The sequence below is a fragment of the Proteiniborus sp. DW1 genome (assembly GCF_900095305.1).
Classification (GTDB): domain Bacteria; phylum Bacillota; class Clostridia; order Tissierellales; family Proteiniboraceae; genus Proteiniborus.
On the sequence record NZ_FMDO01000028.1, the window covers coordinates 119,699 to 146,353 of the forward strand.

Annotated in this window: 24 protein-coding genes; 23 read left to right on the forward strand and 1 reads right to left on the reverse strand. The window is 32.6% G+C overall.

The window, feature by feature from the left end:
* Nucleotides 1-204: 204 nt before the first annotated feature.
* From DW1_RS06455 to DW1_RS06530, 16 genes are all read left to right on the forward strand, one after another.
* On the forward strand, nt 205-960 hold the full coding sequence (locus tag DW1_RS06455; RefSeq protein ID WP_074349792.1) for an ATP-binding cassette domain-containing protein: 756 nt from the start codon (nt 205-207) through the stop codon (nt 958-960).
* A 13-nt stretch (nt 961-973) separates the two neighbouring features.
* Nucleotides 974-1,936 carry an ABC transporter permease gene (locus tag DW1_RS06460; protein ID WP_074349793.1) on the forward strand — a complete coding sequence of 321 codons (963 nt, stop codon included), beginning with the start codon at nt 974-976 and terminating at the stop codon, nt 1,934-1,936.
* A gap of 30 nt (nt 1,937-1,966) precedes the next feature.
* Complete coding sequence (locus DW1_RS06465; RefSeq protein ID WP_074349794.1) at nt 1,967-2,920, forward strand: carbohydrate kinase family protein; 954 nt, start codon at nt 1,967-1,969, stop codon at nt 2,918-2,920.
* A gap of 28 nt (nt 2,921-2,948) precedes the next feature.
* Nucleotides 2,949-4,067 carry a sugar ABC transporter substrate-binding protein gene (locus DW1_RS06470; RefSeq protein ID WP_074349795.1) on the forward strand — a complete coding sequence of 373 codons (1,119 nt, stop codon included), beginning with the start codon at nt 2,949-2,951 and terminating at the stop codon, nt 4,065-4,067.
* Between the two features lie 82 nt (nt 4,068-4,149).
* On the forward strand, nt 4,150-5,187 hold the full coding sequence (locus tag DW1_RS06475) for an ADP-ribosylglycohydrolase family protein (protein WP_074349796.1): 1,038 nt from the start codon (nt 4,150-4,152) through the stop codon (nt 5,185-5,187).
* Nucleotides 5,188-5,189: 2 nt separating this feature from the next.
* Nucleotides 5,190-6,251: an ADP-ribosylglycohydrolase family protein gene (locus DW1_RS06480; protein WP_074349797.1), complete on the forward strand. Its 1,062-nt coding sequence runs from the start codon at nt 5,190-5,192 to the stop codon at nt 6,249-6,251.
* Nucleotides 6,248-7,030 carry a pseudouridine-5'-phosphate glycosidase gene (locus tag DW1_RS06485; protein WP_083605560.1) on the forward strand — a complete coding sequence of 261 codons (783 nt, stop codon included), beginning with the start codon at nt 6,248-6,250 and terminating at the stop codon, nt 7,028-7,030. The genes DW1_RS06480 and DW1_RS06485 overlap by 4 nt, the downstream gene beginning before the upstream one ends.
* Nucleotides 7,031-7,414: 384 nt before the next feature.
* On the forward strand, nt 7,415-8,683 hold the full coding sequence (locus DW1_RS06490; RefSeq protein ID WP_074349798.1) for a hypothetical protein: 1,269 nt from the start codon (nt 7,415-7,417) through the stop codon (nt 8,681-8,683).
* Between the two features lie 34 nt (nt 8,684-8,717).
* A complete protein-coding gene (locus tag DW1_RS06495; RefSeq protein ID WP_074349799.1) occupies nt 8,718-9,386 on the forward strand; it encodes a response regulator transcription factor in 669 nt (222 codons plus the stop codon).
* A gap of 4 nt (nt 9,387-9,390) precedes the next feature.
* Nucleotides 9,391-10,824, forward strand: coding sequence for a HAMP domain-containing sensor histidine kinase (locus tag DW1_RS06500; protein ID WP_074349800.1), 1,434 nt, complete (start codon nt 9,391-9,393; stop codon nt 10,822-10,824).
* A 268-nt stretch (nt 10,825-11,092) separates the two neighbouring features.
* The gene (locus DW1_RS06505; protein WP_347499708.1) at nt 11,093-11,965 is read left to right on the forward strand and encodes a carbohydrate ABC transporter permease; all 873 of its coding nucleotides are present in this window, start codon (nt 11,093-11,095) and stop codon (nt 11,963-11,965) included.
* A 10-nt stretch (nt 11,966-11,975) separates the two neighbouring features.
* Nucleotides 11,976-12,842: a carbohydrate ABC transporter permease gene (locus tag DW1_RS06510; RefSeq protein WP_074349801.1), complete on the forward strand. Its 867-nt coding sequence runs from the start codon at nt 11,976-11,978 to the stop codon at nt 12,840-12,842.
* A 13-nt stretch (nt 12,843-12,855) separates the two neighbouring features.
* Nucleotides 12,856-14,136 carry an efflux RND transporter periplasmic adaptor subunit gene (locus DW1_RS06515; protein ID WP_074349802.1) on the forward strand — a complete coding sequence of 427 codons (1,281 nt, stop codon included), beginning with the start codon at nt 12,856-12,858 and terminating at the stop codon, nt 14,134-14,136.
* An 18-nt stretch (nt 14,137-14,154) separates the two neighbouring features.
* Nucleotides 14,155-15,534: an ABC transporter permease gene (locus DW1_RS06520; protein ID WP_074349803.1), complete on the forward strand. Its 1,380-nt coding sequence runs from the start codon at nt 14,155-14,157 to the stop codon at nt 15,532-15,534.
* A 22-nt stretch (nt 15,535-15,556) separates the two neighbouring features.
* Nucleotides 15,557-16,657: an ABC transporter ATP-binding protein gene (gene ugpC / locus DW1_RS06525; RefSeq protein WP_074349804.1), complete on the forward strand. Its 1,101-nt coding sequence runs from the start codon at nt 15,557-15,559 to the stop codon at nt 16,655-16,657.
* Nucleotides 16,658-16,713: 56 nt separating this feature from the next.
* A complete protein-coding gene (locus DW1_RS06530; RefSeq protein WP_074349805.1) occupies nt 16,714-18,939 on the forward strand; it encodes an ABC transporter substrate-binding protein in 2,226 nt (741 codons plus the stop codon).
* A gap of 400 nt (nt 18,940-19,339) precedes the next feature.
* Here DW1_RS06530 and DW1_RS06535 read toward each other — a convergent pair whose 3' ends face one another.
* On the reverse strand, nt 19,340-20,224 hold the full coding sequence (locus tag DW1_RS06535) for a LysR family transcriptional regulator (protein WP_074349806.1): 885 nt from the start codon (nt 20,222-20,224) through the stop codon (nt 19,340-19,342).
* 247 nt (nt 20,225-20,471) lie between these two features.
* Between DW1_RS06535 and DW1_RS06540 the strand changes: the two genes are divergently transcribed.
* From DW1_RS06540 to DW1_RS06570, 7 genes are all read left to right on the forward strand, one after another.
* Entirely contained in the window at nt 20,472-21,065 is a 594-nt protein-coding gene (locus DW1_RS06540; RefSeq protein ID WP_074349807.1) for an isochorismatase family protein, read from the forward strand.
* 117 nt (nt 21,066-21,182) lie between these two features.
* Nucleotides 21,183-22,247 (forward strand): guanine permease, encoded by a 1,065-nt coding sequence (locus DW1_RS06545; RefSeq protein ID WP_074349808.1) that lies wholly within the window; start codon nt 21,183-21,185, stop codon nt 22,245-22,247.
* A gap of 509 nt (nt 22,248-22,756) precedes the next feature.
* Complete coding sequence (locus DW1_RS06550) at nt 22,757-23,395, forward strand: histidine phosphatase family protein (protein WP_083605561.1); 639 nt, start codon at nt 22,757-22,759, stop codon at nt 23,393-23,395.
* A 278-nt stretch (nt 23,396-23,673) separates the two neighbouring features.
* A complete protein-coding gene (locus tag DW1_RS06555; RefSeq protein WP_074349809.1) occupies nt 23,674-24,129 on the forward strand; it encodes a DIP1984 family protein in 456 nt (151 codons plus the stop codon).
* A 309-nt stretch (nt 24,130-24,438) separates the two neighbouring features.
* A complete protein-coding gene (locus tag DW1_RS06560; RefSeq protein ID WP_074349810.1) occupies nt 24,439-24,708 on the forward strand; it encodes a CD3324 family protein in 270 nt (89 codons plus the stop codon).
* Nucleotides 24,709-24,942: 234 nt separating this feature from the next.
* Nucleotides 24,943-25,542 (forward strand): GNAT family N-acetyltransferase, encoded by a 600-nt coding sequence (locus DW1_RS06565; RefSeq protein WP_074349811.1) that lies wholly within the window; start codon nt 24,943-24,945, stop codon nt 25,540-25,542.
* A gap of 21 nt (nt 25,543-25,563) precedes the next feature.
* Nucleotides 25,564-26,595: a class I SAM-dependent methyltransferase gene (locus tag DW1_RS06570; RefSeq protein ID WP_074349812.1), complete on the forward strand. Its 1,032-nt coding sequence runs from the start codon at nt 25,564-25,566 to the stop codon at nt 26,593-26,595.
* Nucleotides 26,596-26,655: the final 60 nt, after the last annotated feature.

Genomic DNA, 26,655 nt, shown 5'->3' on the forward strand with positions numbered 1-26,655 from the left:
TTAAGAGTTTGAAAATACTACTTATTTATAGCGATAGAATTGAGCAATAAGCCAAACATGGAGAAGGTAAGTATTAAACAATAGTTTGAAGCAAGACTGATTTAAATAAAGACTATCAATCAATAATCAATAGAAGAGTAGCAATTATTAGACTATAAAACCTATTAGTAACTAATAGGTTTATTTATAGGAGATGAGAAGAGAATGAACAAAGAATCAGAAATCCAGATAAAACCATTTGTAAAAGTGAAAAATATAACAAAGAGATTTGGCAGCATAGAAGCCCTCAAGGCTGTTAATTTGGAGTGTTATTTAGGCGAGGTATTAGCAGTTGTAGGAGATAATGGTGCGGGTAAGACTACTCTTATAAAAATTCTTTCAGGAGCATCTATACCAGACTCAGGTGAAATTTGGATTGATGATGAAAGGCAAAAGGAGATGAGTCCTAAGACCTCCTTAGACAAAGGAATATCTACAGTGTATCAGGATTTGTCACTAGTGGATACTTGTGATGTATCTTATAATATTTTTCTTGGTAGAGAGCCACTGAAGGGATGTTTTATAGATAAGAAAAAAATGGATGAAGAATCTAAAAAACTAATTCAGAATCTAGGAATTCAAATATCAAGTATCAATGAACCTGTTGGAAGGATGAGTGGTGGTCAGAGACAAGGAGTTGCTGTTGCTAGAGCTGTTCATCAAGGTGGGAAACTATTGATTTTTGATGAACCAACTGCAGCTATGGGGTTAGTGGAATCTACTAAAGTACTTAAATTAATCAAAAAGCTTGCAGAAGATGGATATGGAATAATTATAATTAGTCATAATTTGCAACAGGTATTTCAAATTGCTCATAGGATATGTATAATGCGGCAAGGCACTATTGTAGATATAGTAAAAACTGATGAGGTAAAAATTGAGGATGTAATTTCTATGATTACAGGGGCAATTCAAGTTTAAAAGGAGAAGAATTATGAATGAGAATCTAAAAACAAGATTGGAACCATATAGAATGACTATACTATTATTTTCAATTTTATCTCTTATGGTAATAGTATTGAGTATCGTTTCGCCGTTTTTTTTGACATTAAGAAATATAAAAAATATACTGGACCAAACTTCTATATATATTATCTTGTCTGTTGGGATGACTTTTGTTATATGTTCAGGAGGCATAGATCTTTCAATTGGGTCAGTAATTGCATTTAGTGCAGTTATATCTGGAATTGCTATGAAGGGGAATGTAAGTGTTGGAGTTTCTGTGTTATTAGGATTAGTTGTAGCTATGCTAATAGGTTGTCTTAATGGTTTTTTGATTTCCTTCATAAAGATAAATCCATTAATAGTGACTTTAAGTACTATGTCAATATTTAGAGGGATAAATATATTAATCACAAATGGCAAACCAGTTTTTGGATTTTCGAAAGCTTTTACTTATTGGGGTAGTGGAAGTGTTGGATGGCTAAACTGGCCAATTATCATATCTTTTATAATTACTCTATTGGGCATAATTATATTAAGTAAAACACGATTTGGATATTATACTATTGGAATAGGAGCCAATGAAGAGGCTTTAAGAAGAAACGGAATAAATACAAAAAGATACAAAATATTAATATATACATTATGTGGTTTTTGTGCAGGAATAGCAGGATTTATTATTAGTGCAAGATTAAATACGGCAGAGCCCTTGGCAGGAACAGGCTATGAAATGGATGCTATTGCGGCAGTGGTTCTTGGTGGTACAGATATGAATGGAGGAAAGGGAAGTATAAGTGGTACATTTATTGCTTGTCTAATTTTAGGAGTAATGAAAAATGGGTTAAGGATACTTTCTATTTCATCCAATTATCAACAATTATTAACAGGATTAATTATTTTATTATCAGTTGCATCTACAGAATACAAAGTTAGAAGAAAAGCAAAAGCACATTAAGATTATTTCAAAAAGGCAGGCGAGGATTTTATGAGTAAAAGAAAAAGAGTTTTATCTCTTGGAACAGTAGCAATGGACATTATAATAGAGTCTCAAGAATTGCCGAGAGAAGATGGATTTGGTTTTATTGAATCAGAAAGATTGGTACCTGGTGGAAGTGCTGCTAATGTTTCTGTTGCACTTGCTCGTTATGGAATAGAAGCTTATCAGGCTGGGAAAATAGGTGAAGATAATTATGGATATGAATTTCGTAAGACATTAATAGAAGACGGAGTAAGTGATAAGTTTTTAGTTACAAAACCTAATGGGACAACCTTGCATAATTACATTATAACTGCTCCTGGAGGGAAACATTGTATTTTTGCAAACTTAGGGGACTCAGTGATAGACTTACAGCCAGAAGAGATTCCAGAAAATATATTGGATGGGATAGATGTATTTTATACAGATTTGTTTTCTTCTCGTGCAGCTATTTTTATAGCCAAATTAGCTAAGGAAAAGAATATCCCGGTTTTATACAATATGCAATGTGTACCAAGCTTTATGGAAACTTGTGGTGTTGCTATTGAAGAAATAGAAGAAATGATAAGCTTATCAACTATATTTTCCAGTGGACGGGAAGGTTATCTTGAAATGACTGGTGAAAAAGATTATGGCAAGTCAATAGAAATGATTTTCAAAAGGTTTCCTTCATTACAGGGAGCAATCTGCACTGCTGGAAGTGAAGGAGCTTTATGGATAGATAAAGAAGGGTTACTTAATGTAGAAGCATTTCCAATAGAAGCTGTAGATACAACTGGTGCAGGAGATTGTTTTTTAGCTGGATTTATTTATTCATACTTTTGTGAAAGAATGAATAAAAAGGATGCACTTGAGTTTGCTTCTGCGTCAGCTGCTATAAAATGCCTTCAAAAAGGGCCAAGAACAAAGGCGACTTTAGATGATGTAAAAAGGTTTATTAATTCTGAAAAATACCAGAATTAATATATACTAAATTGAGGAGGAATAAAAAATGTTAAAAAACAAAAGATCTTTAAAATTTAAATCACTAGTATTTATGTTAGTGGTAGTTATGTCTATGAGTGTAATAGGTTGTTCTAAGGATAGCCAGACTACAGGCACTCCAGAGGTAAAGGAAAACAACGAGGTAGGAGAAAAAGAAAGTAGTGACACAGTAGAAAAAGAAAATAGTGCCATAATAGAAGCAGAAAAAATGCTATTAGAAGCTTTAGCACCACTTCCAGATAAAAATACAGGTGTTAAAATAGCTGCTATAGAAAGTACCTTAGCAAATTCTTTCTGGATTACAATGCAAGAAGGTTATGAAGATGCGGCAAAAGAATATGGTGTTACTATAGATGTACAAGCAACAGAAACAGAAACAGACATTGAAGGACAGCTAGAGATTATGAGAGTGCTTCTCTCTAAGGATTATGATGCTATTGCAATATCACCACTAACAGAACAAAACTTAATACCAGGAATTGTAGAAGCCAATGAAATGGGAGTTAAGGTTGTAGCAGTAGGAAATGGTGTGAATGAAGAAGCACTAGCAGAAGCAAATGGAAAAATAGAAGCATTTATTACATCAGACTTCAAATATCAAGGAACATTAGGAGCACAATATATAATTGAAAAGACAGGTGGTAAAGGTAAAGTAGCTGTTATTGAAGGAATACCAGGAGCTACTCAAAGTGAGGCAAGAAAAAATGGTGCAGTAGAAGCATTTAAGGAAGCGGGTATGGAAGTGCTACCAGTACAAACTGCTAACTTTGACCGTCAGCAAGCTTATGATGTGACGACTGCAATAATTGAAGCAAATCCAGATATAGTAGGTATCACTTGTGGAAATGATATTATGGCTCTTGGTGCAGTAGAAGCATTGAAGGCAAAAAATATGAAAGATAAAGTAATGGTTGTAGGAGTTGACTTCATAGAGGAGGCAAAGGTATCCATTGAAAATGGGGAATTAGATGCTACAGTAGCAATGTCACCTTATTTATTTGGAAAAGCCGGATTAATTACAGCACTTAAAGCAATTAGAGGAGATGAATTTAAAGAGTCTGTAGTTTGGACACCGATACAACTTGTAAATAAAGATAATGTAACTTCTATGGAAGGCTGGAGATAACGTAAAAAGATGAAGGGTAGGTTTTAGATAAGTGGCAACACATATTAAAGCCTACCTTTATTATTAGAATGGAGGTATAGATATGTATAATAAAATATTAGGAGGGCTTATTGGTGCTGCAGCTGGAGATGCTATGGGAGCAGCGACAGAAGCACGATCAATTGAGCAAATTATGGAATATTTTGGGCATGAGGTTACTGATTTTGAAGTACCACCTATGGATACTTTTGGTGCAGGCAACAAAGCTGGACAAGTAACAGATGATTTTAGCTCAGCGTATTTTGTTGCCAGAAAAATAGTAGAAGCTGGAGGAAAGGTAACAGAGCAAGCAATTAAAGATGCTTTGATAGAGTGGTCTAAGCATTCTGTGTTTTTTGATCGTTTTGCAGGTCCGACTACCCGTTTGGCTATTAGAGAATTTGAAGGAAAACTGGACGAAAATTCTGGGAAGACAGCGTTAGCTACTCGTCAGGCTACTAATGGCTCTGCAATGCGTATTTCCCCAATAGGACTATTAAATCCTGGAAACTTAGATGCAGCTATTTCTGATGCAGCAAAGGTAACAATGCTAACCCATGACAATTACCTTTCGATTTCTGGTGCTTGTGCTGTAGCTGCAGCTGTAAGTAGAGCAATGATGGATGATGCGGATGTATATAATGTAATTCGTTCAGGGCTATATGGAGCTATAGAAGGGGAAAAGCTAGGAAGAAAAATAGGACGTGATGCAGCAGGACCATCCGTAGTAAAGCGTATGGAGTTAGCAATTGAGATAGGGTTTGGAAAAGGAACTCCAAGAGAAAAAATGGTAGAAATTGCCGAAAGGATTGGCACAGGACTTCATATTTCTGAGGCCGTACCATCAGCATTTGGAATATTCGCAGCAAATAACGGAGATGCCATGGGAACAATTATTGGATGTGTAAATGCAGGATATGATACTGACACTTTAGCAACTATAGCAGGTGGGATTGCAGGAGCACTATGTGGCGCAGATTCTTTTCCAGAGCATTTTCTTCCCACATTAGAGGAAGCAAATGGTCTGGATATTCAAGGATTGGCCAAAGGTATTGAGCAAATTTGTTATAAAAAGATGGCAAATATGTTTGGAGGGAAATAAAGATGTATAACAAAATTTTAGGAGCATTAGTAGGTGCTGCTGTAGGAGATGCTATGGGTGCTGCTACAGAGCTTAGGTCTTTTAATCAGATACGTGAAAGTTTTGGTGGGAAAGTAGTAGATTTTCATACTCCACCAAATGATACACCAGCAAAAGGTCGTGTAGCAGGTCAGGTAACAGATGCCTTTAGTATTCCGTATATATTAATTAAATATATACTAAAAACTAATGGGAGTTTTACAACAGAATCTGCTCAAAAAGCTCTAATTGAATGGAGCACATATGAATGGTTTGAGCCTTTTGCAGGAATGACTACTCGAAAAGTAATTAATCGTATAACTGCAAGTAAAGAAAATAATACTTATTGGGCTTATGCAGGACATTTAGGGAATAAGCTTTTTAAAGGCCATTATTATGCCATGTCATCTAATGGGGCAGCCTGTAAAGCTTTTCCAATGGGTTTATTTAATCCAGGAGATATTGATAAGGCTATATACGAAACTATAGCAGTAACTATGTCATCTCATGATGATAAATATAGCATCTCAGGAGCCTGCGCTGTAGCAGCTGCAGTGAGTAAAGCTATGGAAGAAAAAGTTACAGTTTATGATATCGTTCAAGCAGGCTTTTATGGAGCAAAAATAGGAGAGGAAAGAGGTAACGAAATTGCACTTAATTATCCAGGGCCTTCTGTACAAAAGAGAATGGATATGGCTGTAAATATAGCAATGAAAGCAGGAGAACCTGATAAGATAATGGAGAACTTAGCAGAAACAATTGGAAGTGGACCAGCAATTGCTGAAACCGTACCAGTTGCTTTTGGACTATTTATAGCAAATAATGGTGAAACCATGCCATCTATCTATGGTGGAGTTAATATTGGGGATGAAACAAGTGCAATTGCTACTATTACAGGGGCATTGTCAGGAGCATGTAATGGAATAGATTCAATTGCTAATGGATACCAGAAGATTATTGAAGAAAAAAATGAAATGGATTTATCAAAGCTATCTGAGGAAATATGCAAGTATATTGAAAAAGATTTAATGGATAGAAGGAAGTGATAAATATAGAAACTAAATTTCTAGTAGAAACAGCTTTATTAACCCATGGTTTAAAATCCATTGAAGACGAAACTCTTATAAAGATATGGCCTTGGGAACATAAGTGCATAGCCTGGGTTGATGAAGGAGAGGTAATAGTTGGAAGCATGAAAGAATTTATTAGTTTTAGAAGTAAATCCAAGGAACTGATACGTATAGATAAGAATATTTTTATAGAATCATGTAACAATGGCATAAGCGGAGCCTTAACTGCATCTGGAACTATGATGGCAGCAAAGGAAAAGGGAATTCATATTGCAGTAACTGCTGGAATGGGTGGCATTGGAGATGTTTTAGGAGAAGAACTAAGTGCAGATTTGTCTGCCATAGCGACTATGGATGTAGTATTGGTAGCTACTTCACCAAAGGATGTAATAAATATAGAAGGGACTATTAAGTGGCTATTAGAGCATGATGTTAGGATATGGGGAAGGGATACAGATATTATAGATGGATTTATGGTAAGTAATAAACCTATAAAAATTACAGGTAAATATGAGGGACAACCTTTAAAAAGCAAAACATTGCTTTTAAATCCTATACCGAATAAAGTTAGGTTGAAAGATTTGACCATAATAGAAAAGGCTAAAAGAGCGGGTAAAGAAGCTGAAAAAAGAGGAGAATACTATCATCCAGCTGCAAATGCTATGATAGATAGGCTTTCATATGGGAAGTCTTCTGAGCTACAACTAAAATCATTAATTAATAATAGTATTTGGGCAAATGAGTTAACTAGATAAAAGAAAGGGATTTTTTGAACAAACCTAATAGCGAAACAAATATTTATATGTTTATATAGGCAAGTGATTTGGGAAAAACAGCAAATAATTCTGCAAAACAAACACTAAATTAAACACCATATGTTCTTCTAACAAGCGTTCTCTTATGTTTGGTTAAAACTAAGAGAATGCTTTTTTTGTTATATTTAGCTGATACACTAACTGAGTTATGCTTAAGTCCTAAGCTTCTTCTATATAAAAGTATAAAATCTTTTTAGAAGGAGCTTTTGGTATTTCTAACGTTTTTTGGACAAATACTCCTTTTTTTGCTACAATAAATGATAAGATGAAAAAGTTAGCAAAAACTTTTATGAAAATTCTAGATAGGGTTTTGGAGAATGAGCTATGAAAAAAACAATAGTTTTTATAGTATTTATATTTAGTCTACTCCTTTTACTAAGTTGTGAAAAACAAGACTATAAAAGAATAGTAGTAGAAGAAAATGTAGAACTAGAAGGAGAAGCCCCTGTAGAACCTTCTAGTTTTGGACAAGTATATCTAGATTTAGATAGTAGTAATTGTTTTTATCCAGCCTTTTATTATGGAGATGAGATATATGGAAACCTTAAAAAAAATCACGATAAAGATATCAGTGGTAAAAAATATCTATATAAATTAGATGTGTATAATAAGATATCAGAAACATTGAAAGAAAGCATAGACTTCAGACCAGGAATTAACAAGGTTGGACTTATAGAAGATAAGGCTTACATGATAGATTACACTATAAGAAGTAAACCAACTTTAATAAATGAATTGTCTATAATAATTAATGAACTAAGGGAAAATGAAAATCAATATGAAATATCCTATGTATCCGGAAGTAATAGATACTTAGTCATTAATGAAATGTCGTCTAGTGGGGAGGTAATCAATGTCTTCTTATATGACTTAGTCGATAATAGATTTTATAAAAATAACACCCATAGACATGGTGATATATGCTATATTTTTGAGCTAAGATCATTAATTTGGATAGATCAAAAAGATTTTAAGATTTATAAGATTCGATTTGAAAATGACCATTATACTTTAGAAGAATATATTGATTTGGGAATAGATGAAGATATAAGTAGAGTTAGAGGAACTATGAAAAATGGTCATGAGTTAATCCTTTTTCACGATATAAGATTAGGAAACAAAGAGAACTGGAATTTGATGGGAACATCTGTTGTTACTAGTTATAATTTTGAAAAAAAGGAATATACTTATTTATTTAATAATTCTATTGACAAGAGCTTGAACATGGCAAATTTAAAAAATAAAAGCTCTGCAAAAGAAAGCTCTATTTCACTTAGTGCACCTATTGATGAATACTCATACATAGAATATATAGGAAATGGTTTCTTTATAGAAGAAAGCTTTGATTTATTTAGAGACTACATTGAATTAACTAAGAGAAGTATATATTACTATAAATATACTATACCTGTTTTAGTCTATGATGAAGAATTTAAAGAAAAATCACAACAAATTTATCCAGAAATAAATGTATTAGTTAACGAAGCTGGAAATGAAATATTTTCTACTAGGGAAATAAAGAAAATAATAGATGGTATTCCTGTCACTAAAGATGTTATTTACCAGAGAATTATTATATCAAGGTCTAGATAGAATCTGAAGCTAAATAAGAGAAATGGGGGGTAAAATGACAAAAAAGATCTTAATAGTAGAGGACGAATACTCAATTAATGATATATTGACAATGACCTTAATAAATGAAGGATATGAGGTAGAAAGCTATTTTGATGGAAAGACAGCATTAGAGAGGATAAAAATATTTAAGCCTGATCTAGTACTTTTAGATTTAATGCTTCCAGATATAGATGGTTTTGAAATCTGTAAGCAAATATCTAATGACCATTTAGTTATTATGATTACAGCTAGGGATAGTATTTTCGATAAGATAATAGGATTAGAGCTGGGTGCAGATGATTATATAGTTAAACCATTTGAAATTAAAGAAGTAATAGCTAGAGTAAAAGCATTATTTAGAAGTATTGAAAAGGAAAAACAGGTTTTATCAGAAGAGATTATTGAACTAGGAGAGGGCATAAAAGTAGATTTGTTTGGTGAGCGAGTATTTAAAAATGGTGTGGAGGTTCCGTTAAAGAGACAAGAATCTGCTTTGTTTTTCTTTCTACTGAAGAATAGAAACAGAGTATTTACTAGACCTGAACTGTTGGATAGTGTATGGGGCTATGATTACTATGGAGATTCCAGAACAGTTGATGTCCATGTTAGAAGAATTAGAGCAAAACTAGGAACTCCCACTATTATAGAAACTGTGTTTGGGAAAGGCTATGTAATGAGGTAGAACAATGCTAAATACTATTAGGGGTAAAATAACTACTGGAATAATTCTAATTAGTTTTATAATATTAATAATAATAAACTTTATAATATGGCAGATATTTGAAGAAAATTTGCAAACCTTCATTTTAAATGACATGAAAAGAATCATGTCAATAATGTATTATGGGCTTGAAAGACAAGTATTAAATCTACAGGGAGATATAACTTTATATAATAGAAGTAATTTGTGGTCAATTATGAATAAAGAAAGTCTGCGATACGACATATATTTATCAATAATGTATGATAATGATGGTTATATACAGTTTGCAGGTAAGCTTATTGACAAGAACAGTATGGATAAAATTATAGAAGATAGCAATAACAAATCATCACTGTTATATATTCACAATGAGGATAATAGATATTTTGCAACCTATTCATATCCAGTATATGTAAAGAATAGTTATGTAGGTATATTCGTATTTCAGAAAGATTATTTGACTCAATATAATAACTATAAGGATTTGATGAAGAGGATAATAGTTATTCAATTTATTTTATTCATAATAATGGTATTAATAAACTCTGTTTGGCTAAAGAAATCAACTAATTCACTAAATACGTTGTTAAAAGGAATAAAGTCTATGGGCGAAGGAGAATATTCTAATAGATTAGAAGCAAAAAGTAATGACGAAGTAGCTATCATTATTCACCAGTTCAATAAAATGCAGGATCAAATAGTATCACAAATGGAATATTTAAGACAGGAGAAAGTTAAGATAGAGGAGCTGGAGAAGTCCACTAGGAATTTTTTCAATTATGCGACTCATGAGATGAAGACTCCAATTACTTCAATTACAGGATATGCCCAGTTATTAAGTCAGGGCAAGATAGATGATAAAATAAAAGATAGAGCATATGAAAGAATAATAACAGAAGCTGATAGAATGAATAAAATGGTTCAAAACATGTTGATAGTAGCTAAAGGTAAAGAAATAGAAGAGGAACATAAGGAATACTTTGATCTAAATGAACTGATAGGCAAAATAATTAAAGAATATGGAGTAATATATAATAGAGGAAAGATAGAACTAAATTTAGAAAATGAAAGTATTATAATCTTTGGAAATGAAGAAGAAATAAGAGCAGTTGTTTTAAATCTTATTGATAATGCTATAAAATATAGCGTAGATGGACAAATAAAAATTAGAGTTTGTCTAGATAACCATGCATATATAATACTTGAAAACAAGACATTACCTATACCAGAGGGAATAAAAAACACCCTGTTTGAACCATTTGTAAAGTATAATCATGGCAACCAAAAACAAGCCAGCTCTGGATTAGGGCTTTATATATGTAGAGAATTAATTGAAAAAAATGAAGGTAAAATAAATTATAATTTATATGAGGATACAATTAGTTTTACAATTGAACTACCTATAGTGAACGATTGAAATAGATGAGGAACTACAGGTGCCCATCTATTTTTTTTTGATCTAACCCGATTGTTTCGGACGCTTTTCCGAAAGAATCGTAGGTAGGTCAAACGTACCAAGCACCAAACTTATGTAGGAGAACCGAGCAAATAAATTTATGTTGCGAGACTACGAAATTTAACAATTTGGAAACATCTGGGGCTCATTTGGCAAAAACCCTCTGGTATAATTTGTATTGAGGTATCTTTATTTTTAGCATTATGCAAGTTAAAAAGGAGGATATGCCGTGCTTTCTAGATTTAGCATGAAAGATAAGATTGTAGCTTTGCTACTTATTGCACCAAGTATAATTGGCATATTAGTGTTTTATGTAGCACCATTTACATGGATGGTAATATTTTCTTTCTTTGACAAGCCGGTAAATGGGAGCTTTGTAGGATTAAGTAATTATATTGATTTGATAAATAATGAAGTATACAGAAAGGCGCTGTCTAATACTGCCATATTCACAGGAATCAGTGTCCCATTGATTATAGTATTATCTTTAATACTGGCAATCTTATTAAATCAGAAGATACATTTCAAACACACACTAAGGACTTCTTTTATAATACCATTAGTTGTACCAGTAGCTTCAGTTATTTTATTCTTTGAGTACATATTTGATTATCATGGGCTTATTAATAAAATTTTTTCTATATTTAATATAAAAACTACTGACTGGCTAAACTCATCTTTTGCCATGGTTGTAGTGGTTATAATCTATGTATGGAAAAACCTTGGATATAACATGATATTATTTTTAGCTGGGCTTCAAGGTATCCCCAAAGAATATTATGAAGCTGCCGATATAGATGGTGCCGGAATTCTAACTAAGTTTTTTAATATAACAGCAGTTTATCTGATGCCTACTACTTTTTTCGTAATAGTCATATCTATAATTAACTCCTTCAAGGTATTTAAGGAAGTATATCTTTTATCAGGTAGCTACCCGCATGAAAGCATATATATGCTCCAGCATTATCTCAATAATATGTTTAATAAGCTGGATTATCATAAGCTAGTTACATCAGCAGTACTGATGGCTGTCATATTATATTTAATCATATTCATATTATTTAAGATTCAAAAAAGAGTAGAAAGATATATTGAGGGCTAGGAGGATTAGCATGAGGAAAAATAAAAAACTAGCAGTCACTATATTTCTAATTATAGTTGCCTTATTGGTGCTATTGCCTCTTATAGTGACAGTTACTAATTCTTTTATGAGAAGTTCTGAGATTAATGAAAGCTATGGTGCTTTTATAGGAGACAGCACTACCCAGGATAAAAAAGAAAAGTTTCGAAGTATTAAATTGATTCCAGATAATATAGTAATTGAACAGTACTATGAAGTTTTAGTGGGAAAATCAAAGTTCTTAAGAATGTTTTGGAACTCGGTTTTTCTAGCACTTCCCATAGTCATATTCCAGACAATAATATCATCGTCAGCAGCATTTGTATTTGCAAAAATAAAGTTTAGAGGAAGAGATACGCTTTTTTTTATATACATAATAATTATGATGATGCCATTTCAAGTTACTCTTGTACCTAATTATTTAGTTTTAGATAAGCTAGGTATTTTAGATAATTACCTATCTATAATACTTCCAGGAATATTTGGAGCATTTGGAGTCTTTCTTTTGAGACAATTTATGATTTCTATTCCAAATGAATATATTGAGGCAGCAATGGTTGATGGATGCTCATTGGCGCAGATTTTTTTTAAGGTTATTCTTCCACAGTCTAAGGGAGGAGTGGCTTCTCTTGCTATATTATTATTTATAGACAATTGGAATATGGTTGAACAGCCATTGATATTTTTAAAGGATGTAAATAAACACCCATTGTCCATATATCTTTCTGTAATAAATAGTTCCGAATTAGGCATTGCCTTTGCAGCTAGTGTTATATATATGATACCTGCTCTTTTAGTATTTTTATATGGGCAGAATTACTTAATCGAGGGGATATCTAACTCTACAATTAAAAAATAAGGGGGGGATTATAGTGGAAGATACTAAAAAAATCGATATGAGAAAGAAAAAAATACTTAAAGTTGGTCAGGTTTTTCTTGTAATAATAATATTTTTCACATTTACTTCAAAAAGCATTCGCAACTTAACTCTTCCAAAGGTTAGCACTGTGGATGCAAAGTCAGGAAGTTTAATTATAGAAATAGCCAGAGATGGCATAATAAATGCTGTAAAAAGGATAGAGCACTACATTGATTTTTCTGCAACAGTCAAAGAAGTAAAAGTTTCTGTAGGTGATTCGGTAGTTACAGGAGATACTATATTAGTTCTAGATAAAGAACCTTTAGAACGTGATCTAATAAAAAAGGAAATTGCCCTTAAAAGATTAAAGCTCCAATACGACAATGCTGTGGCAGGAAATATAGAAGATATACTATATACATATGAGCAAAAAATAAAAGAAGCAGAAACTGAACTCTCAAAAATAGAAGAAGAAGTTAAGATAAAAGAACAATTATATAATGAAGGAGCTGTCGCTAAAAGAGAACTAGATAACGCTGTTAGCCAACTTGACCTAGCAAAAATTAAACTTGAAAATGCAAATAATGACTTAGAAAAACAATTAGAGAAGTCAGACAGGGAAAAAGAAAACAGAGAAAGAGAAATGGAGCTTATGAAGCTTGATATATCAAATGCTGAAATAGAAATCGAAGAGCTAAAAAAGATGATTAAAAACTGTACTGTAATAGCCACAAACGATGGAATAATTAAAGAAATCAACTTTAAAGAAGGAATGGTTGCAAATAATTCAAAACCATTATATGTTTTAGACAGCCCAGACAAAGGATTTGAAGCCACCGTCGCAGTAAACAATGAGGAAAGTCAATATTTAGAGACTGGAGATAGGGTCCAAGTGTTTTTAAAAAGTGAAAGCAGCAGTTCATTAAATGGGGAAATAAAGACAATAAAAGATGCTGAAAATACAGACAAAAAACTAATAACAGTAGGACTCGAAGACCAGAACCTTAAGGGTGGAGAAGCAGTTGAAGTTTATATTAAAAAGCCTATAGGTTCATATAAATACCTTGTCCCTAGGCAGGCCCTAAGAACAGATGAACAAGGGAAGTTTGTTTTTATTCTTGAGGAAAGACAAGGACCATTAGGGAAAGAATATTATGTTGTTAGAAATGGAGTCACAGAGGGCGATTCTGATAATAACAATGTAGGTATTTTTTCAGGACTAATGGGTAGTGAACGTATAATTGTAAGAAGTAGCAAACCTATATCTGAGGGCAGTCTAGTTACAATAGAATAAAATAGGGAGGAAGGTGATATGAGATTTAGATTTGAGAGAAGGTATATATTTATGTTTTTATTCATATTCTCGTTATTCTTAAGCCAATCAATACATTTGTATATAAAAGACTTAAATAGCAGCGTAGGCTATGAAAAATTGACGATTAGATTAAAAGAGAAGTTGCCTGCTGAAAGAGGATTCAATATTGACCAAATAAACAAGCTAAATATGATTGTATCACCAGACATGGTAACATACTATGCAGTCAAGGACTCAGCAATGCCCGGAGCTAAGCAAGTTCAAGTATATGGAGTATTAGGTAATTTTATCGAGTTTAACAGAGTCAAGCTAGTGGAGGGCTCTTTTATAGATGAAAACGATAATAGGCTAAGAAGAAAAGTTACAGTAATTGAAGATACAGTAGCAGAAAGCTTATTTGGTAGTAAAGAGGTCTTAGGATTGGAGACTGAGATATATAATGAAAAATTTAAGATAATTGGGATAATCTCTACAGAGAGAGCAGCAATAGAAAAATTGATTGATATAGGAAACCCACGTATTTATATACCTCTTAATACTATGAATGACTTAACTGAAACCTATATAGGGAACCTTGAATATAAGAATGAAGGAAGTAACTTAGACATTGACGTTATAAAAGACAAAATATCTTTAATAGGGAAGGCTGGTAATGATTTTTTAATTGAGAATTTAAATGAAATAGGTAGTCAGCAAAGGCAGAAGTACGATGTTTTATTATTTGTATTAGGAGTATATTGCTTGTATGTGATTATTAGGTTGCTTGGAGATATTATTAAACATACTGTGTATTATTCTAAGGATAGCTTAGAGAATAATTACCTTTTAGCCATGATAAAAAATGGGAAAAGAGTGTATATAAAAGGTTTTTTAGCTATAGCTGGAATATCAGCTTTGGGCTTTTTTATCTGGGAGAATGTCACATTCAATCTTTATGTATCATCAGATAAGATTCCTGATAATCCTGCTAGTATCACACAAAGTTTAAGTATGGTCGTGAGGTATATAACTGAGTTTGTTAATTATAACTACAATCATCAGATATATGAAGTTAAAGTAAGTGGCTTTCTGCAGAAGTTCAATACTACAATGTTTTGTATAGGCTTAATTTTTGAAATATTATGCTTAGCATCTTTAAAAGGAAAGAAACCAGACAAAATCAAAGAAATCATAAATATGCTGCTAAGAACTGGAATATGTTTGATAGCCTCAGTTTGGGTATCTGTTATGCTTATATACTTATTGGGTTTATCTGTTATGATTTCAATTGTAGATATATTGATTATATGGATTAGCATTATCATTGTGTACTTTTATCATCAAGGAGACTACTTAAGATGGCTCTTTAATGAGGAGAAAAAGGTACAGGAGATATAGATAACTAAGGGGGGGGAAGGATTTGGCATCTATTACACTCAAAAATATATGTAAAGTATATGCTAAAGAAGTAGTTGCAGTACAAGACTTTAATCTAGAAGTACAGGATAAAGAATTTATAGTTCTAGTAGGTCCTTCTGGCTGTGGTAAAACTACTACTTTGAGGATGGTAGCAGGACTAGAGGAAATAACCTCTGGAGAATTGTACATTGATGATGTACTAGTCAACGATGTTTTACCAAAGGACAGGGATATTGCAATGGTGTTTCAAAACTATGCACTATACCCTCATATGACAGTTTATGACAATATGGCATTTGGACTGAAAATAAGAAAGATGGGAAAAGCTGAAATTAAAGAAAGAGTCGTAAATGCAGCCAAAATTCTAGATATAGAGGAGCTTTTGGATAGAAAACCTAGTGCATTATCAGGGGGACAGAGACAAAGAGTTGCCATAGGAAGAGCAATAGTGAGAAATCCTAAAGTCTTTCTAATGGATGAGCCTCTTTCGAACTTAGATGCTAAGCTTAGAAATGAAATGAGGACAGAGATAATCAAGCTGCATAAAAGATTGCAGACGACATTCATATATGTAACCCATGATCAGACTGAAGCCATGACATTAGGAGATAGAATAGTGATAATGAAGGACGGACTTGTTCAACAAATAGCTTCACCTCAGGAAGTATACAATAATCCAGCTAATGAATTTGTTGCAACATTTATAGGTACACCAAAAATGAATTTGCTTGATGCTGAACTGATTATGGAAGATGATGAATATTTGATTTCTTTGAATGGGCATAAAATAAATATACCCATCAAGTATAGGGAAACACTGAAACTTAAAGACGTAAAGCCTCAACCTATTAGGATAGGAATTAGACCTGAAAATATTATAATATCAGAAAAAACACCAGAGAGTTTTGAAATAAATGTAGATGTATGTGAGCTCATGGGATATGAAATGTTAATTCACAGCAAGTTATATAATAGTCATATAATTATAAAGGCACAATCTCGCTTAAATATTAAATCTAATGACACAATAAACATATCCTTCATGATAGATGAAATGCATCTATTTGAGAAGGAGACAGGTTATAATTTACTACAAAAATGAAAGGGAAATAATAACAAGCGAATATTTCAACTATATTTTATTTGGGGAGGAGAAAAATGAGAAATAAAAAAGTAATAATTATTTTATCAATAGCTTTACTGCTGGTTATACTTTATGGATGCACTAAAGAGAATAGGACGGCAAGTGTAAATAAGAAAACAGAAGTAAAATATAGAGAAGTCATATTAAATGATGCGTTGAAAGTAGAGGATGTATCTGGCATAGTTCTAAACAAAAGCAATGAGCTAATAGCATATATTCCAGGGGATATTAGAAAGTATGTAGTCCTAGATGAAAATGTAGCGGTAAAAAAAGAGATGAACATAGACTTTGAGGGAAGAGCAAGTGTTTTTACTGTTGATAGTAATGATAATATGTACATACTATCAGAAATACCAGATACGAATGAGAATAATGACATAGTAAAGATAAGTAAAAGGCTCTTTTCTTATGATAATGAAACTAATTTAATTAATGAGAACAACGTAATAGGAGAGATAACTGATACTACAGCAAGGTCAGCAGAAGAAATCACAAAAAAGATAAGAATAGATAGCAAAGGCAATATTTATGCCTTGAAACTAGGTGGAAAAATAGAGATATTAGACAGTAATTTTAACTCTAAAAAAATACTAGACTCAACACTATATATGGATATAGATATAGATGAAGAAGATAACCTATTAGCAATACGCAGGAGTATAGAGGAAAGAGTTCTAGATAAGATAGATACAAGTAATTATAAGATAATATCAAGTAATGAATACGACTACAATGAATTCCCAAACCAAATATATTACAACAAAAACACTAAGAATCTATATGGAATAAACACAAGCTGGATAGTGAAGTATGACTCAAAGGGAAATATGACAAATAGGCTGTTAAATACAGGTGAATTATCAGATATAGATTACATATTTGATTTCGTAGTAGATGATAGTGAAGAAGTATATGTAATAGCAGATGCAGGAGGAAACTATAAACTAATTAAATATACAACATCAGCTTCTGAAATAAAAGTGGATGAAGAAACCGCAGAAAACAAGACCGAAATATTTTTAGAAGTAACCCAAGATTATGGTAATCGATTAACAAAAGTAGCGAAGAAATTTGGAGAATTAAATCCTGATGTAAAGGTTACAGTTAATTTATATCCTGATCTTGATGTGATTCAATATAGAGATAAATTAAGTGCAGAGCTAATTGCAGGCAAGGGACCAGATATACTATATTTCCGGGGGGGAGAACCAATAAGAACATATATAGAAAAGGACATGCTAGTAAGCCTTGACGAAATGATAGAAAAAGACAATGAGTTTAATATAAAAGACTACAATACACATATAATTGATAACTCAAGATACAAGGATAAACTATATACTATGCCTACAGACTACTATTTTCTTTATTGCTTTGTGCTAAACCAAGAGTTGCTAGATGAAAAAGGAGTGACTGTAGGCGAGGATTTAATTTGGAAAGATATATATGACCTTTCAAAAAGACTAAATGAAAATAGTGCAGAACAGATATATGTTTTACCTAAAATTGATGATTATATGCTATTTGATTGGATAGTACTTAGTGATTTAGATTATTATATAGATTGGGATAAAAAAGAGGCAAGGTTTAATAGCGAAGAGTTCATCGAAACACTAGAGTTACTTAAGGTAATAAAAGAAGATAATGTAATGCATCCAGACTTGGAGTGGATTGATATAGCAGATAATAAGAATAATAATGAAGAGGTAAAAAGGCTAGCAATATATCCAGGGCAAGCTCATTCATATCATTATATAAATAGTATTGGGGCTGTATTTAATGGATTTAATGCGATACCAGTGCCTAAGGGAGAATATACAGGTAATAGGGGATATGGTAGTGATTTTATAGCTATAAATGCTAATTCTAAGCATCAAGAGCTAGTCTGGGAATTTATCAAATTCATAATATCAGAAGAGATGCAAACTATTGATGGATATACATTCCAAGCACATTTTCATGTTAATAACAATGCAAGTAAAAGACAAGTAGATGAACTAGTATTTGAAGAGCAGGAAAAAAACAAAGCGTACATGGAAAAACAAGGTTTATACATCGCAACAGAAGAAGATGTTGAAAGGCTTAACAAGATAATAGGCAGTCTAAAAAAACCTATGATATCTGATCCTTTTGAATCTATATTATATGAAGAAGTTCAACTGTTCTTAAATGGCGAAAAAGCAGCACAAGAAATAGCCGAACAGTTACAAAATAAAGCGGAAATATATTTACGTGAATAGGAAAAGAGAATCTAGCTTTCAATGACAAGGCAAAGATAGGCAAAAGTTAAGATACCAGATAAGTACAGAAAAGTAATGAAAAGTAAAAGGGTAGAACCAGAGGACATCAGGATGGAATCAGATCTGAAAATTTACTGACATCAGAAAACCCTAGAAAGCACTGATAGTAAAAGCCACCTATTCTTCATGACAGATGAAATGCATCTTTTCGAAAAGAAACAGGTTACAGCATACTGCATAAATAGAAAAAGTTGACCCTTAGTTCCTTAGAAAAAATAAGGGTCGACTTTTTTTGTTTGCAAGAGACCTAAATGTAAAAACTGATTTAGTTCTTTGCAATGAGTCTGCATTAATCTTATTAATCTATCAGATGTTACATTATGTTTATAATGTAATTAAATTATTTATTAGCATTTTTCTTTATAAGTTCTATTAATTCTCTAGCTTCTTTGGGAAGATGGCGGTCTCGGCGATAAACCACAGATATTTGAGATTGTGGAGTCAAGCCCTTTATATCATAATAATTGAGCCCACCTACTAGGCGAGACATTAGATCGGGTATAATAGCTATTCCCACACCTGCCTTGACCATGTGCATAGCAGTCTCTAGATTATAGCACTCAACTACTGCTCTAGGAACATAACCACTTCTTTTGCAAAGTTCATGGGTTACATTGTAGAGAAATTGTCCCTCTTCCATCATGACAAAAGGTGCATCTGCAAAATCTGCGAGATCAACTTCTTTGACATCCTTGTTTGCTGGGGAGAACTCGGGAGTTACTGCTAAGACTATTTTTTCATCATAAAGGGGTTCACTGCAATACGTAAATGTATCGGGATGGGTAAGTCCTATAATAAAATCGACTTCTGAATTCTCCAAGAGTTTTTGTATATCATTGCTACTTAGTTCGTGAATCTGTACTAATCGCTTAGGATTTGCTTCCCGAAAGGCTTTTAGAGGGGCTGGAAGAATAAAAGCACTACATTCGGGGAGTATACCTATTTGAAGAACGGAAGCCTCATTTTTTGAAAAATCTTGTAAGCTTCTCTCCATGTTTTCATATAAAGATATTATTTGGCGAGCCCAAAGAATATATTCATGACCTGCATCAGTGAGAGTTATAGGATTATTACTTCTGTTAAATAGAAAAACCCCTAGTTTTTTCTCCTCATTTTTGATTATTTGGCTCAAGGAGGGTTGGGCAATATAAAGTTTTTTGGCAGCTTTAGTAAAGCTGCCCTCTTCAGCTACTGTAATGATATAACGGAGTATGTTATAGTTCATATTTTCTTCCCCTTATATAATTAGGTAATGTTTGATAATAGCTAGTGCTATTCTAAATAGATCTATAATAATACTAATTTTAAAGACAGCTATTGATTATTATAGGAAAAACCTATTGATTTTATAAATTATTATATATTATACACTATAATCTTGCAATGTTATAATTTAATTAATCAGAAAATTAAAAAAAGCATGACACTTACATGTGTATCACGCAAAATTTTAAAGAAAAGGAGAGGAGAAAATGACTATAAACAACTTATCAAAAGTAAAAAAAGAGGATTGTGCACTAATTATTATTGATATGCAAAACGATTTCCTTGTGGAGGGAGCGCCTATTGAATGTCCTGGAGGCAGAGAATTAATTCCAAACATCTCCAAAATGAAGGAATGGGCATATGCTAATGATGTACCTGTTTTTTACACTAAGGAGATGCATAATAAAAAGAAAACAGATTTTGGAATGGAATTAGAGAGAAGTGAACCAGAGCATTGTGTTGAAGGTACAAAAGGTGTAGAGATTATTGACTCATTAGCTCCTACTGAAAAGGATTATGTAATTATAAAAAGAAGATATTCTGGTTTTTATCTTACAGATTTAGATATTTTAATGAAGGGATTAGATAAAAAAGCTCTAATCTTAACAGGTGTAGCAACAAATGTTTGTGTATTTGCAACAGTACTAGATGCTCATCAAAGAGATATGCGTGCTATTGTATTATCGGACTGTGTAGCAGGTACAAGCCCTGACCTACATGATGCATATTTGAAAAATATAGACTATGTATTTGGTGACGTTGTTACAAGTGAAGAATTGATAAGTCATTTCTCAAAATAAAGAAGAAAGAGAAGCTTTTAAGGTTTTTTATGTCGTTCATTGAGGTTAAGTTCTTTAAGTGAGCTCTAATGAAAACTTTCTATTATTTATAAAAAACATATAAGGAGCGTGAGAATTATGTTTTTTCAAGATTTATTAGCTGCAATAGCTGTTGTGATAAATGGCCTACCTCAAGGCCTTTTGTCTCTTAGTTATGGTTTTGGATTATTACCAACTGCAGCAGGTTTTTTAGTCGGTACAATAGGTATGTTGGTATTTGGACAGGTTGCTCCTATATCTTTTCAAGCAGAATCTATTGTAATGGCAGGTTCATTAGGTAAAAATAGAGTAGAAAGATTAAATATAGTATTCTTTACAGGTATCATGATGGCAGTTATTGGAGGATTAGGACTTCTTAATCCCACCATTGATTTTATCGGACCAGCTATTCTAAATAGTATGATGGCAGGTGTAGGTATCATGCTTGCTAAGGCAGGTATCACGATGTGCAAGGAAAACAAAATAGCAGGTGGAGTTGCTATGATTTCGGCTATTTTGGTTTATTTTCTTACTGATAGTGATTTGATATACACTATTGTTATAAGTGTGTTTGTCAGCACAATAGTTCATATTTTAGTGAGTCGGTATTCACAAAAAACTGAAAAAGATGAAACACCTTTAGATTTGAGTAATGAGAAATTTGAACCAATGAAGTTTATTTGCAATTATAATGTCATCCGTAGTGTTCTCGCTTTAGTTACTTTGCAAATAGGAGGCAATATTGCTTATGCAAGTGTTACAGGAAGTATTGCAGGAGCAGCTGTAGATGTTGACAAGATTACATTATATTCGGGTCTTGCTGACTCTGCAAGCGCTTTCCTTGGTGGTGGTCCGGTAGAAGCTATTATTAGCGGTACTGCAGCAGCACCGAATCCAGTAAGAAGTGGCGTATTGATGATGGTTATCATGGCTGCTATTCTTATTGCTAAGTTTTTACCTAAAGTAGCTAGATATGTTCCTAGTCAGTCTATTGCTGGATTCCTATTCGTTTTAGGAGCTTTGGTAGTATTTCCTAGTAATGTTAGTACCGGACTTAGTGATGCACCTATGGTGGCGGGAGTTACCACTATTGTTACTTCTGCTACAGATCCTTTTATAGGAATGGTAGCAGGTTTGATAGTAAGATTTTTTATAGGCTTATAAGGTTAGGTTCAAAAGGTTCAGGAAGAGCACCTGAACCTTTTGTTCCAGCTATTGAAGAGCGAAGATAAAACCTCAAAGCAAATCAGCTTTGGGGTTTTTAAAATCAGTGAAAAAACAATTTGTTGATGTTCATTCAAAGCACTGACTCCGATAATATTACCTTTCTTAATTTGCTTTCCAGGCACATATCATACCATATTTTTTCCATCCTTGATGAACCCAACTGCATTAGCTCCATAATTAAAGGCATTTAGATCCATTTTCTTTCATCCCCTAAGGTAGTTTTATTTTTTGTTATACTAATTTGTATATGAAAAATACAGAATTCAACATTCTATATTGAAACCTTGTTACAGATGGATTTAATGGTTTAAATGAACGCTAGATTTATTGAAATTATTTAAAAGTTCAAAATTGAATTATATTTTTCTGTAGAATATAATAAAGGTGAAAACTAGATGTTATTGTCCTAACAGTAGTATCTATATTATATGATAGGAGGCGTAACGATGATTGAGCTAGTAGTTATCAGGCATGGACAATCTGTAGCCGATATTGAAGATAGGCATGAAGGAAGAGCAGATTTTCCTTTAACTGATTTAGGAAAAGAACAAGCAGAAAAGTTAGCTATGTGGTTAAAGGAAAGGTATAGCTTCGATATGATAATTGCAAGTCCATTAAAAAGAGCCAAGGAAACAGCGGAGATTATTAGTAGAAAAATGAATCACTCAGTTATTTTTAACGATAACTTAATGGAATGGAATAATGGGGTTTTAGCAGGACTTCTAAGGGAAGAAGCTAGACTTAAGTATCCCGAACCAGAAGGCGGAAGAAAGTATTTCCAATCAGTTGAAAAGGGAGAATCGCTAATAGATTTTAGAAGTAGGGCAGAGTATTTTCTTGCTAGCTTACTACATTCAATAAAGAATACAGAAGATAAAACTACTATATGCATAGTAGCCCATGGTGGAATAATAACTATGCTCTATAGGAGCTTTCTTAACTTACCTATAGATACTAACGTGTGGTTAGCAACAGGGGACACAGGAGTTCATATGTGGAGAATACAGGGCGATAGAAAGGTGATTGTTTATTCTAATAAGCAGGAGCATTTAAGTTTTAACCATCCTGCAAATAAAAAAATCTGATGTTTATGTGATTACAAAAAGCGTTGTATCATATGAATATATCTTGGGAACATGAAATTCTTTTAGATTTAGTTTTTGATTAGTTTTATTTATCTATTTTCATTTATATAAAAGAGAGTTTAGAATAGATATAGAAATATATTGTAAGTATTAGGCAAATGAGTTAATATAATATATGCAAGAGTTGTTTAATAATAAGGGATAAGAAACTTTTTATACAGTTTATAATACAAAAGCGTAGAAGAATAGAGGACATGAAAACTGAGGGGGTAATTAAAGTGAAATTAGCAGAGGCGCTTATATTGAGGGCGGAACTACAAAAAAGAATAGAGCAGTTAAAAACCAGGATTAAAAATAATGCTATGATACAAGAAGGGGATAGTCCAAATGAAGAACCAGAAGAGCTATTAGAAGAATTAGAAATGTGTATAACAGATCTTACATATATTATAAAGCGAATAAATAGAACAAATAGCCAAACCATGTTTGACAAGGAAATGACAATAGCAGATGCTTTAGCTGAAAGAGATGGTATATGGGAAAAAAGACTAGCTTTATCTCATATAATAGAGAGTGGAAGTATAAGATTTGACAGATATTCAAGAACAGAAGTAAAGTTTATAAGTACTATAGATGTAGGGAAATTACAAAAGGAAGTAGATCAATTATCTAAGGAATACAGAGAATTAGACACCAAAATTCAAAGTCTAAACTGGACTATAGAGTTAATTTAAATAAAGATGGTAGCTTAAGTTATAAAGGTGAGTACAAACCCAGCAACAGGGTCAAGTTGCAGCTTGGCGGCTAAGGAGCAAGGCTAGTGGTTCGAGTCCACATATAACAACTTATGCTCATAATTGTCACATGAGTACAAGTAGAAAGTGTATTGTAACTACCATGTACTAATTTATAATTTAAAGCGAGGGTGGGTAAGGGGATAGGCTAATATAATATGAAAAAGTGTTAAAAGGAGGTGGGTATTATGATGAAAGATACATTAGGTATCTATAAATCTAATACTTTATTGCAGGAGGTACTAATATTTGAGTTACAAGAAAGGTGTAGAAGTATTGCCAGCTCACCTTCTAAAAGAGGTACAGAAGTATATTGACGGAGGGTTAATATATATACCTAAAAAGAGTAAGAGAGTTGGCTGGGGTCATTTAAATGGTTCAAAGAAGTTACTAGAAAAACGAAATGAGAAGATATTTGAATTATATAAAAATGGTATACCTATAGATGAAATAGCCAACATGTATTATCTGAGTGAAGAAACCATTAAAAAGATTGTATATGGTAAAAAACAATTATAATTATTCTCTTCCTATGATTTTAAGGCTATAAATGAGAAAATATAATTGACCGGTTAGTATGTAGGAAAGGGGATGATTAAAATTAAAATAGAGGTGCTTTTAGCATAGCAAAAATAGTGGATGCTTATGTATCCACTATTTTTGTATATATTTTAGTTAGTTGAATAGGTTAGATTCTATGTTTAGATAATTATATATGACGAAAGTTGCTAATTATGGAGGGAGAATAACAGAATGATCATTGCATATAAGGATATTATTCTAAGAGATTATAAAGAGGAAGATATAGCCGATGATATTCGATGGATGACTGAAGAAATTGTTTGGCATGAATGGGATGCACCTTGGGAGGCTGAAGAAGATTTTAAGAATTTCGATGCAGAAAAGTACTATGAGAATGCAATGAAAAAATTGAAAGACAAGAAATCTAACAATGAATTTCGTTGGAAATTTGAAATTGATACTAAGGAAGGAGCTCATATAGGAGGGGTCAACTCTTATCTTATTGATGAGGAATATAATTGGAAACCTGCTTCTCAAGGAGGGTGTTTACATACACTTGGAATAGATATATGTGAATCATCTTACTGGTATAAGGGTTATGGAACACAGGCTTTTGCTGCTTTCATTAATTATCACATTTCAAGTGGAGTTACAGATATTTATACACAGACATGGTCTGGAAATTATCCTATGATTGCCATGGCAGAAAAAATTGGCTTTGAAGAATGTAATCGAGTAAGAAATTCTCGGATTGTAAGAGGAAACTCATTCGATGGTTTAACATTTAAGTTAAACATCAAAAAATTTGAAGAATTCTTTAGCAAATACTAATATGATAACGGGGGTTATTTAATGATAATAAAAAGTCAGGGCAATAATGAAAAAAACATCTTTAATTGGATAGAAAAAGAACTAAATCCAGAGTCTTGTTCATCAGAGGATTTTATATATAACGAAATGGAATCACAGTCAGGATATAGCCTACCAGTTATTTATCAACCTTTTGATTCAACCAAAAGATGGCATTGGAATGATAGAGGAAGTCTCTATGATTTTCTATACTCAACAAATGGCGCAGAGAAAAAACTATTAGACTTTGGGCCAGGAGATGGATGGCCTTCATTAATAGTGGCACCATTTGCTAAAGAAGTTATAGGAGTGGATTCATCTGAGAAGCGTGTGAAGATTTGCGCAGAAAATGCTAAGCGAATGGGTATTCAAAATGTCAGCTTTATAAGCTATAAATCTGGAACAAAACTACCCTTTGAAGATAACAGCTTTGATGGAATCATGGCAGCATCATCTATAGAGCAGACTCCAGACCCAAAGAAAACCTTAGAGGAATTATATAGAGTACTAAAGCCAGGAGGACGTATCAGAATTTTTTATGAGGCCTTAAGCGATTATAAAGATGGATATGAAAGAGATATATGGATAGAGGGACTAGGTGAAAGTTCATGTAAATTAATTATATTTAATAGAGATTTGGAAAATGAGTATGCATTGCAATATGGATTAACAATTGCCATGTCGGAGGAAGAGTTAATAAAAAATTTATCTACTAGTGGAGAAGTTAGCTTTGACCAAGTTTCTATTTCCTTCTTAGAAAGGATAAAATGCATGATAACAAAAGCACAAGTATGTAAAACTATCCATCCTTCAGGAAAAACCTTGGTTTCATGGCTAAAAGAAATTGGTTTTAAAGAAGTGCTAGCTACTTATAATGGAAGAAGTGCTGCTACAAAACTGTTTGATTTATATACAGATGATAATCGACCTTCTGATTTAAATTCGGTAGATGAAGCAATTAAAAAAGTTGTAAAGATAGTGACAGAATTAGAGGCACCAATTGAAAGTGATCCTATGATAACTGCAATTAAATAATTAATTTTATAACTAATAACTCTAGCATTTAAAGCTCTAATAGATTGCTAGGGTTATGTT

Bases quoted from the DNA above. Each gene is read 5' to 3' on its own strand.
- DW1_RS06455 (WP_074349792.1), top strand. From the start codon at position 205: ATGAACAAAGAATCAGAAATCCAGATAAAACCATTTGTAAAAGTGAAA.
- DW1_RS06460 (WP_074349793.1), top strand. From the start codon at position 974: ATGAATGAGAATCTAAAAACAAGATTGGAACCATATAGAATGACTATA.
- DW1_RS06465 (WP_074349794.1), top strand. From the start codon at position 1,967: ATGAGTAAAAGAAAAAGAGTTTTATCTCTTGGAACAGTAGCAATGGAC.
- DW1_RS06470 (WP_074349795.1), top strand. From the start codon at position 2,949: ATGTTAAAAAACAAAAGATCTTTAAAATTTAAATCACTAGTATTTATG.
- DW1_RS06475 (WP_074349796.1), top strand. From the start codon at position 4,150: ATGTATAATAAAATATTAGGAGGGCTTATTGGTGCTGCAGCTGGAGAT.
- DW1_RS06480 (WP_074349797.1), top strand. From the start codon at position 5,190: ATGTATAACAAAATTTTAGGAGCATTAGTAGGTGCTGCTGTAGGAGAT.
- DW1_RS06490 (WP_074349798.1), top strand. From the start codon at position 7,415: ATGAAAAAAACAATAGTTTTTATAGTATTTATATTTAGTCTACTCCTT.
- DW1_RS06495 (WP_074349799.1), top strand. From the start codon at position 8,718: ATGACAAAAAAGATCTTAATAGTAGAGGACGAATACTCAATTAATGAT.
- DW1_RS06500 (WP_074349800.1), top strand. From the start codon at position 9,391: ATGCTAAATACTATTAGGGGTAAAATAACTACTGGAATAATTCTAATT.
- DW1_RS06510 (WP_074349801.1), top strand. From the start codon at position 11,976: ATGAGGAAAAATAAAAAACTAGCAGTCACTATATTTCTAATTATAGTT.
- DW1_RS06520 (WP_074349803.1), top strand. From the start codon at position 14,155: ATGAGATTTAGATTTGAGAGAAGGTATATATTTATGTTTTTATTCATA.
- DW1_RS06530 (WP_074349805.1), top strand. From the start codon at position 16,714: ATGAGAAATAAAAAAGTAATAATTATTTTATCAATAGCTTTACTGCTG.
- DW1_RS06535 (WP_074349806.1), bottom strand. From the start codon at position 20,224: ATGAACTATAACATACTCCGTTATATCATTACAGTAGCTGAAGAGGGC.
- DW1_RS06540 (WP_074349807.1), top strand. From the start codon at position 20,472: ATGACTATAAACAACTTATCAAAAGTAAAAAAAGAGGATTGTGCACTA.
- DW1_RS06545 (WP_074349808.1), top strand. From the start codon at position 21,183: ATGTTTTTTCAAGATTTATTAGCTGCAATAGCTGTTGTGATAAATGGC.
- DW1_RS06550 (WP_083605561.1), top strand. From the start codon at position 22,757: ATGATTGAGCTAGTAGTTATCAGGCATGGACAATCTGTAGCCGATATT.
- DW1_RS06565 (WP_074349811.1), top strand. From the start codon at position 24,943: ATGATCATTGCATATAAGGATATTATTCTAAGAGATTATAAAGAGGAA.
- DW1_RS06570 (WP_074349812.1), top strand. From the start codon at position 25,564: ATGATAATAAAAAGTCAGGGCAATAATGAAAAAAACATCTTTAATTGG.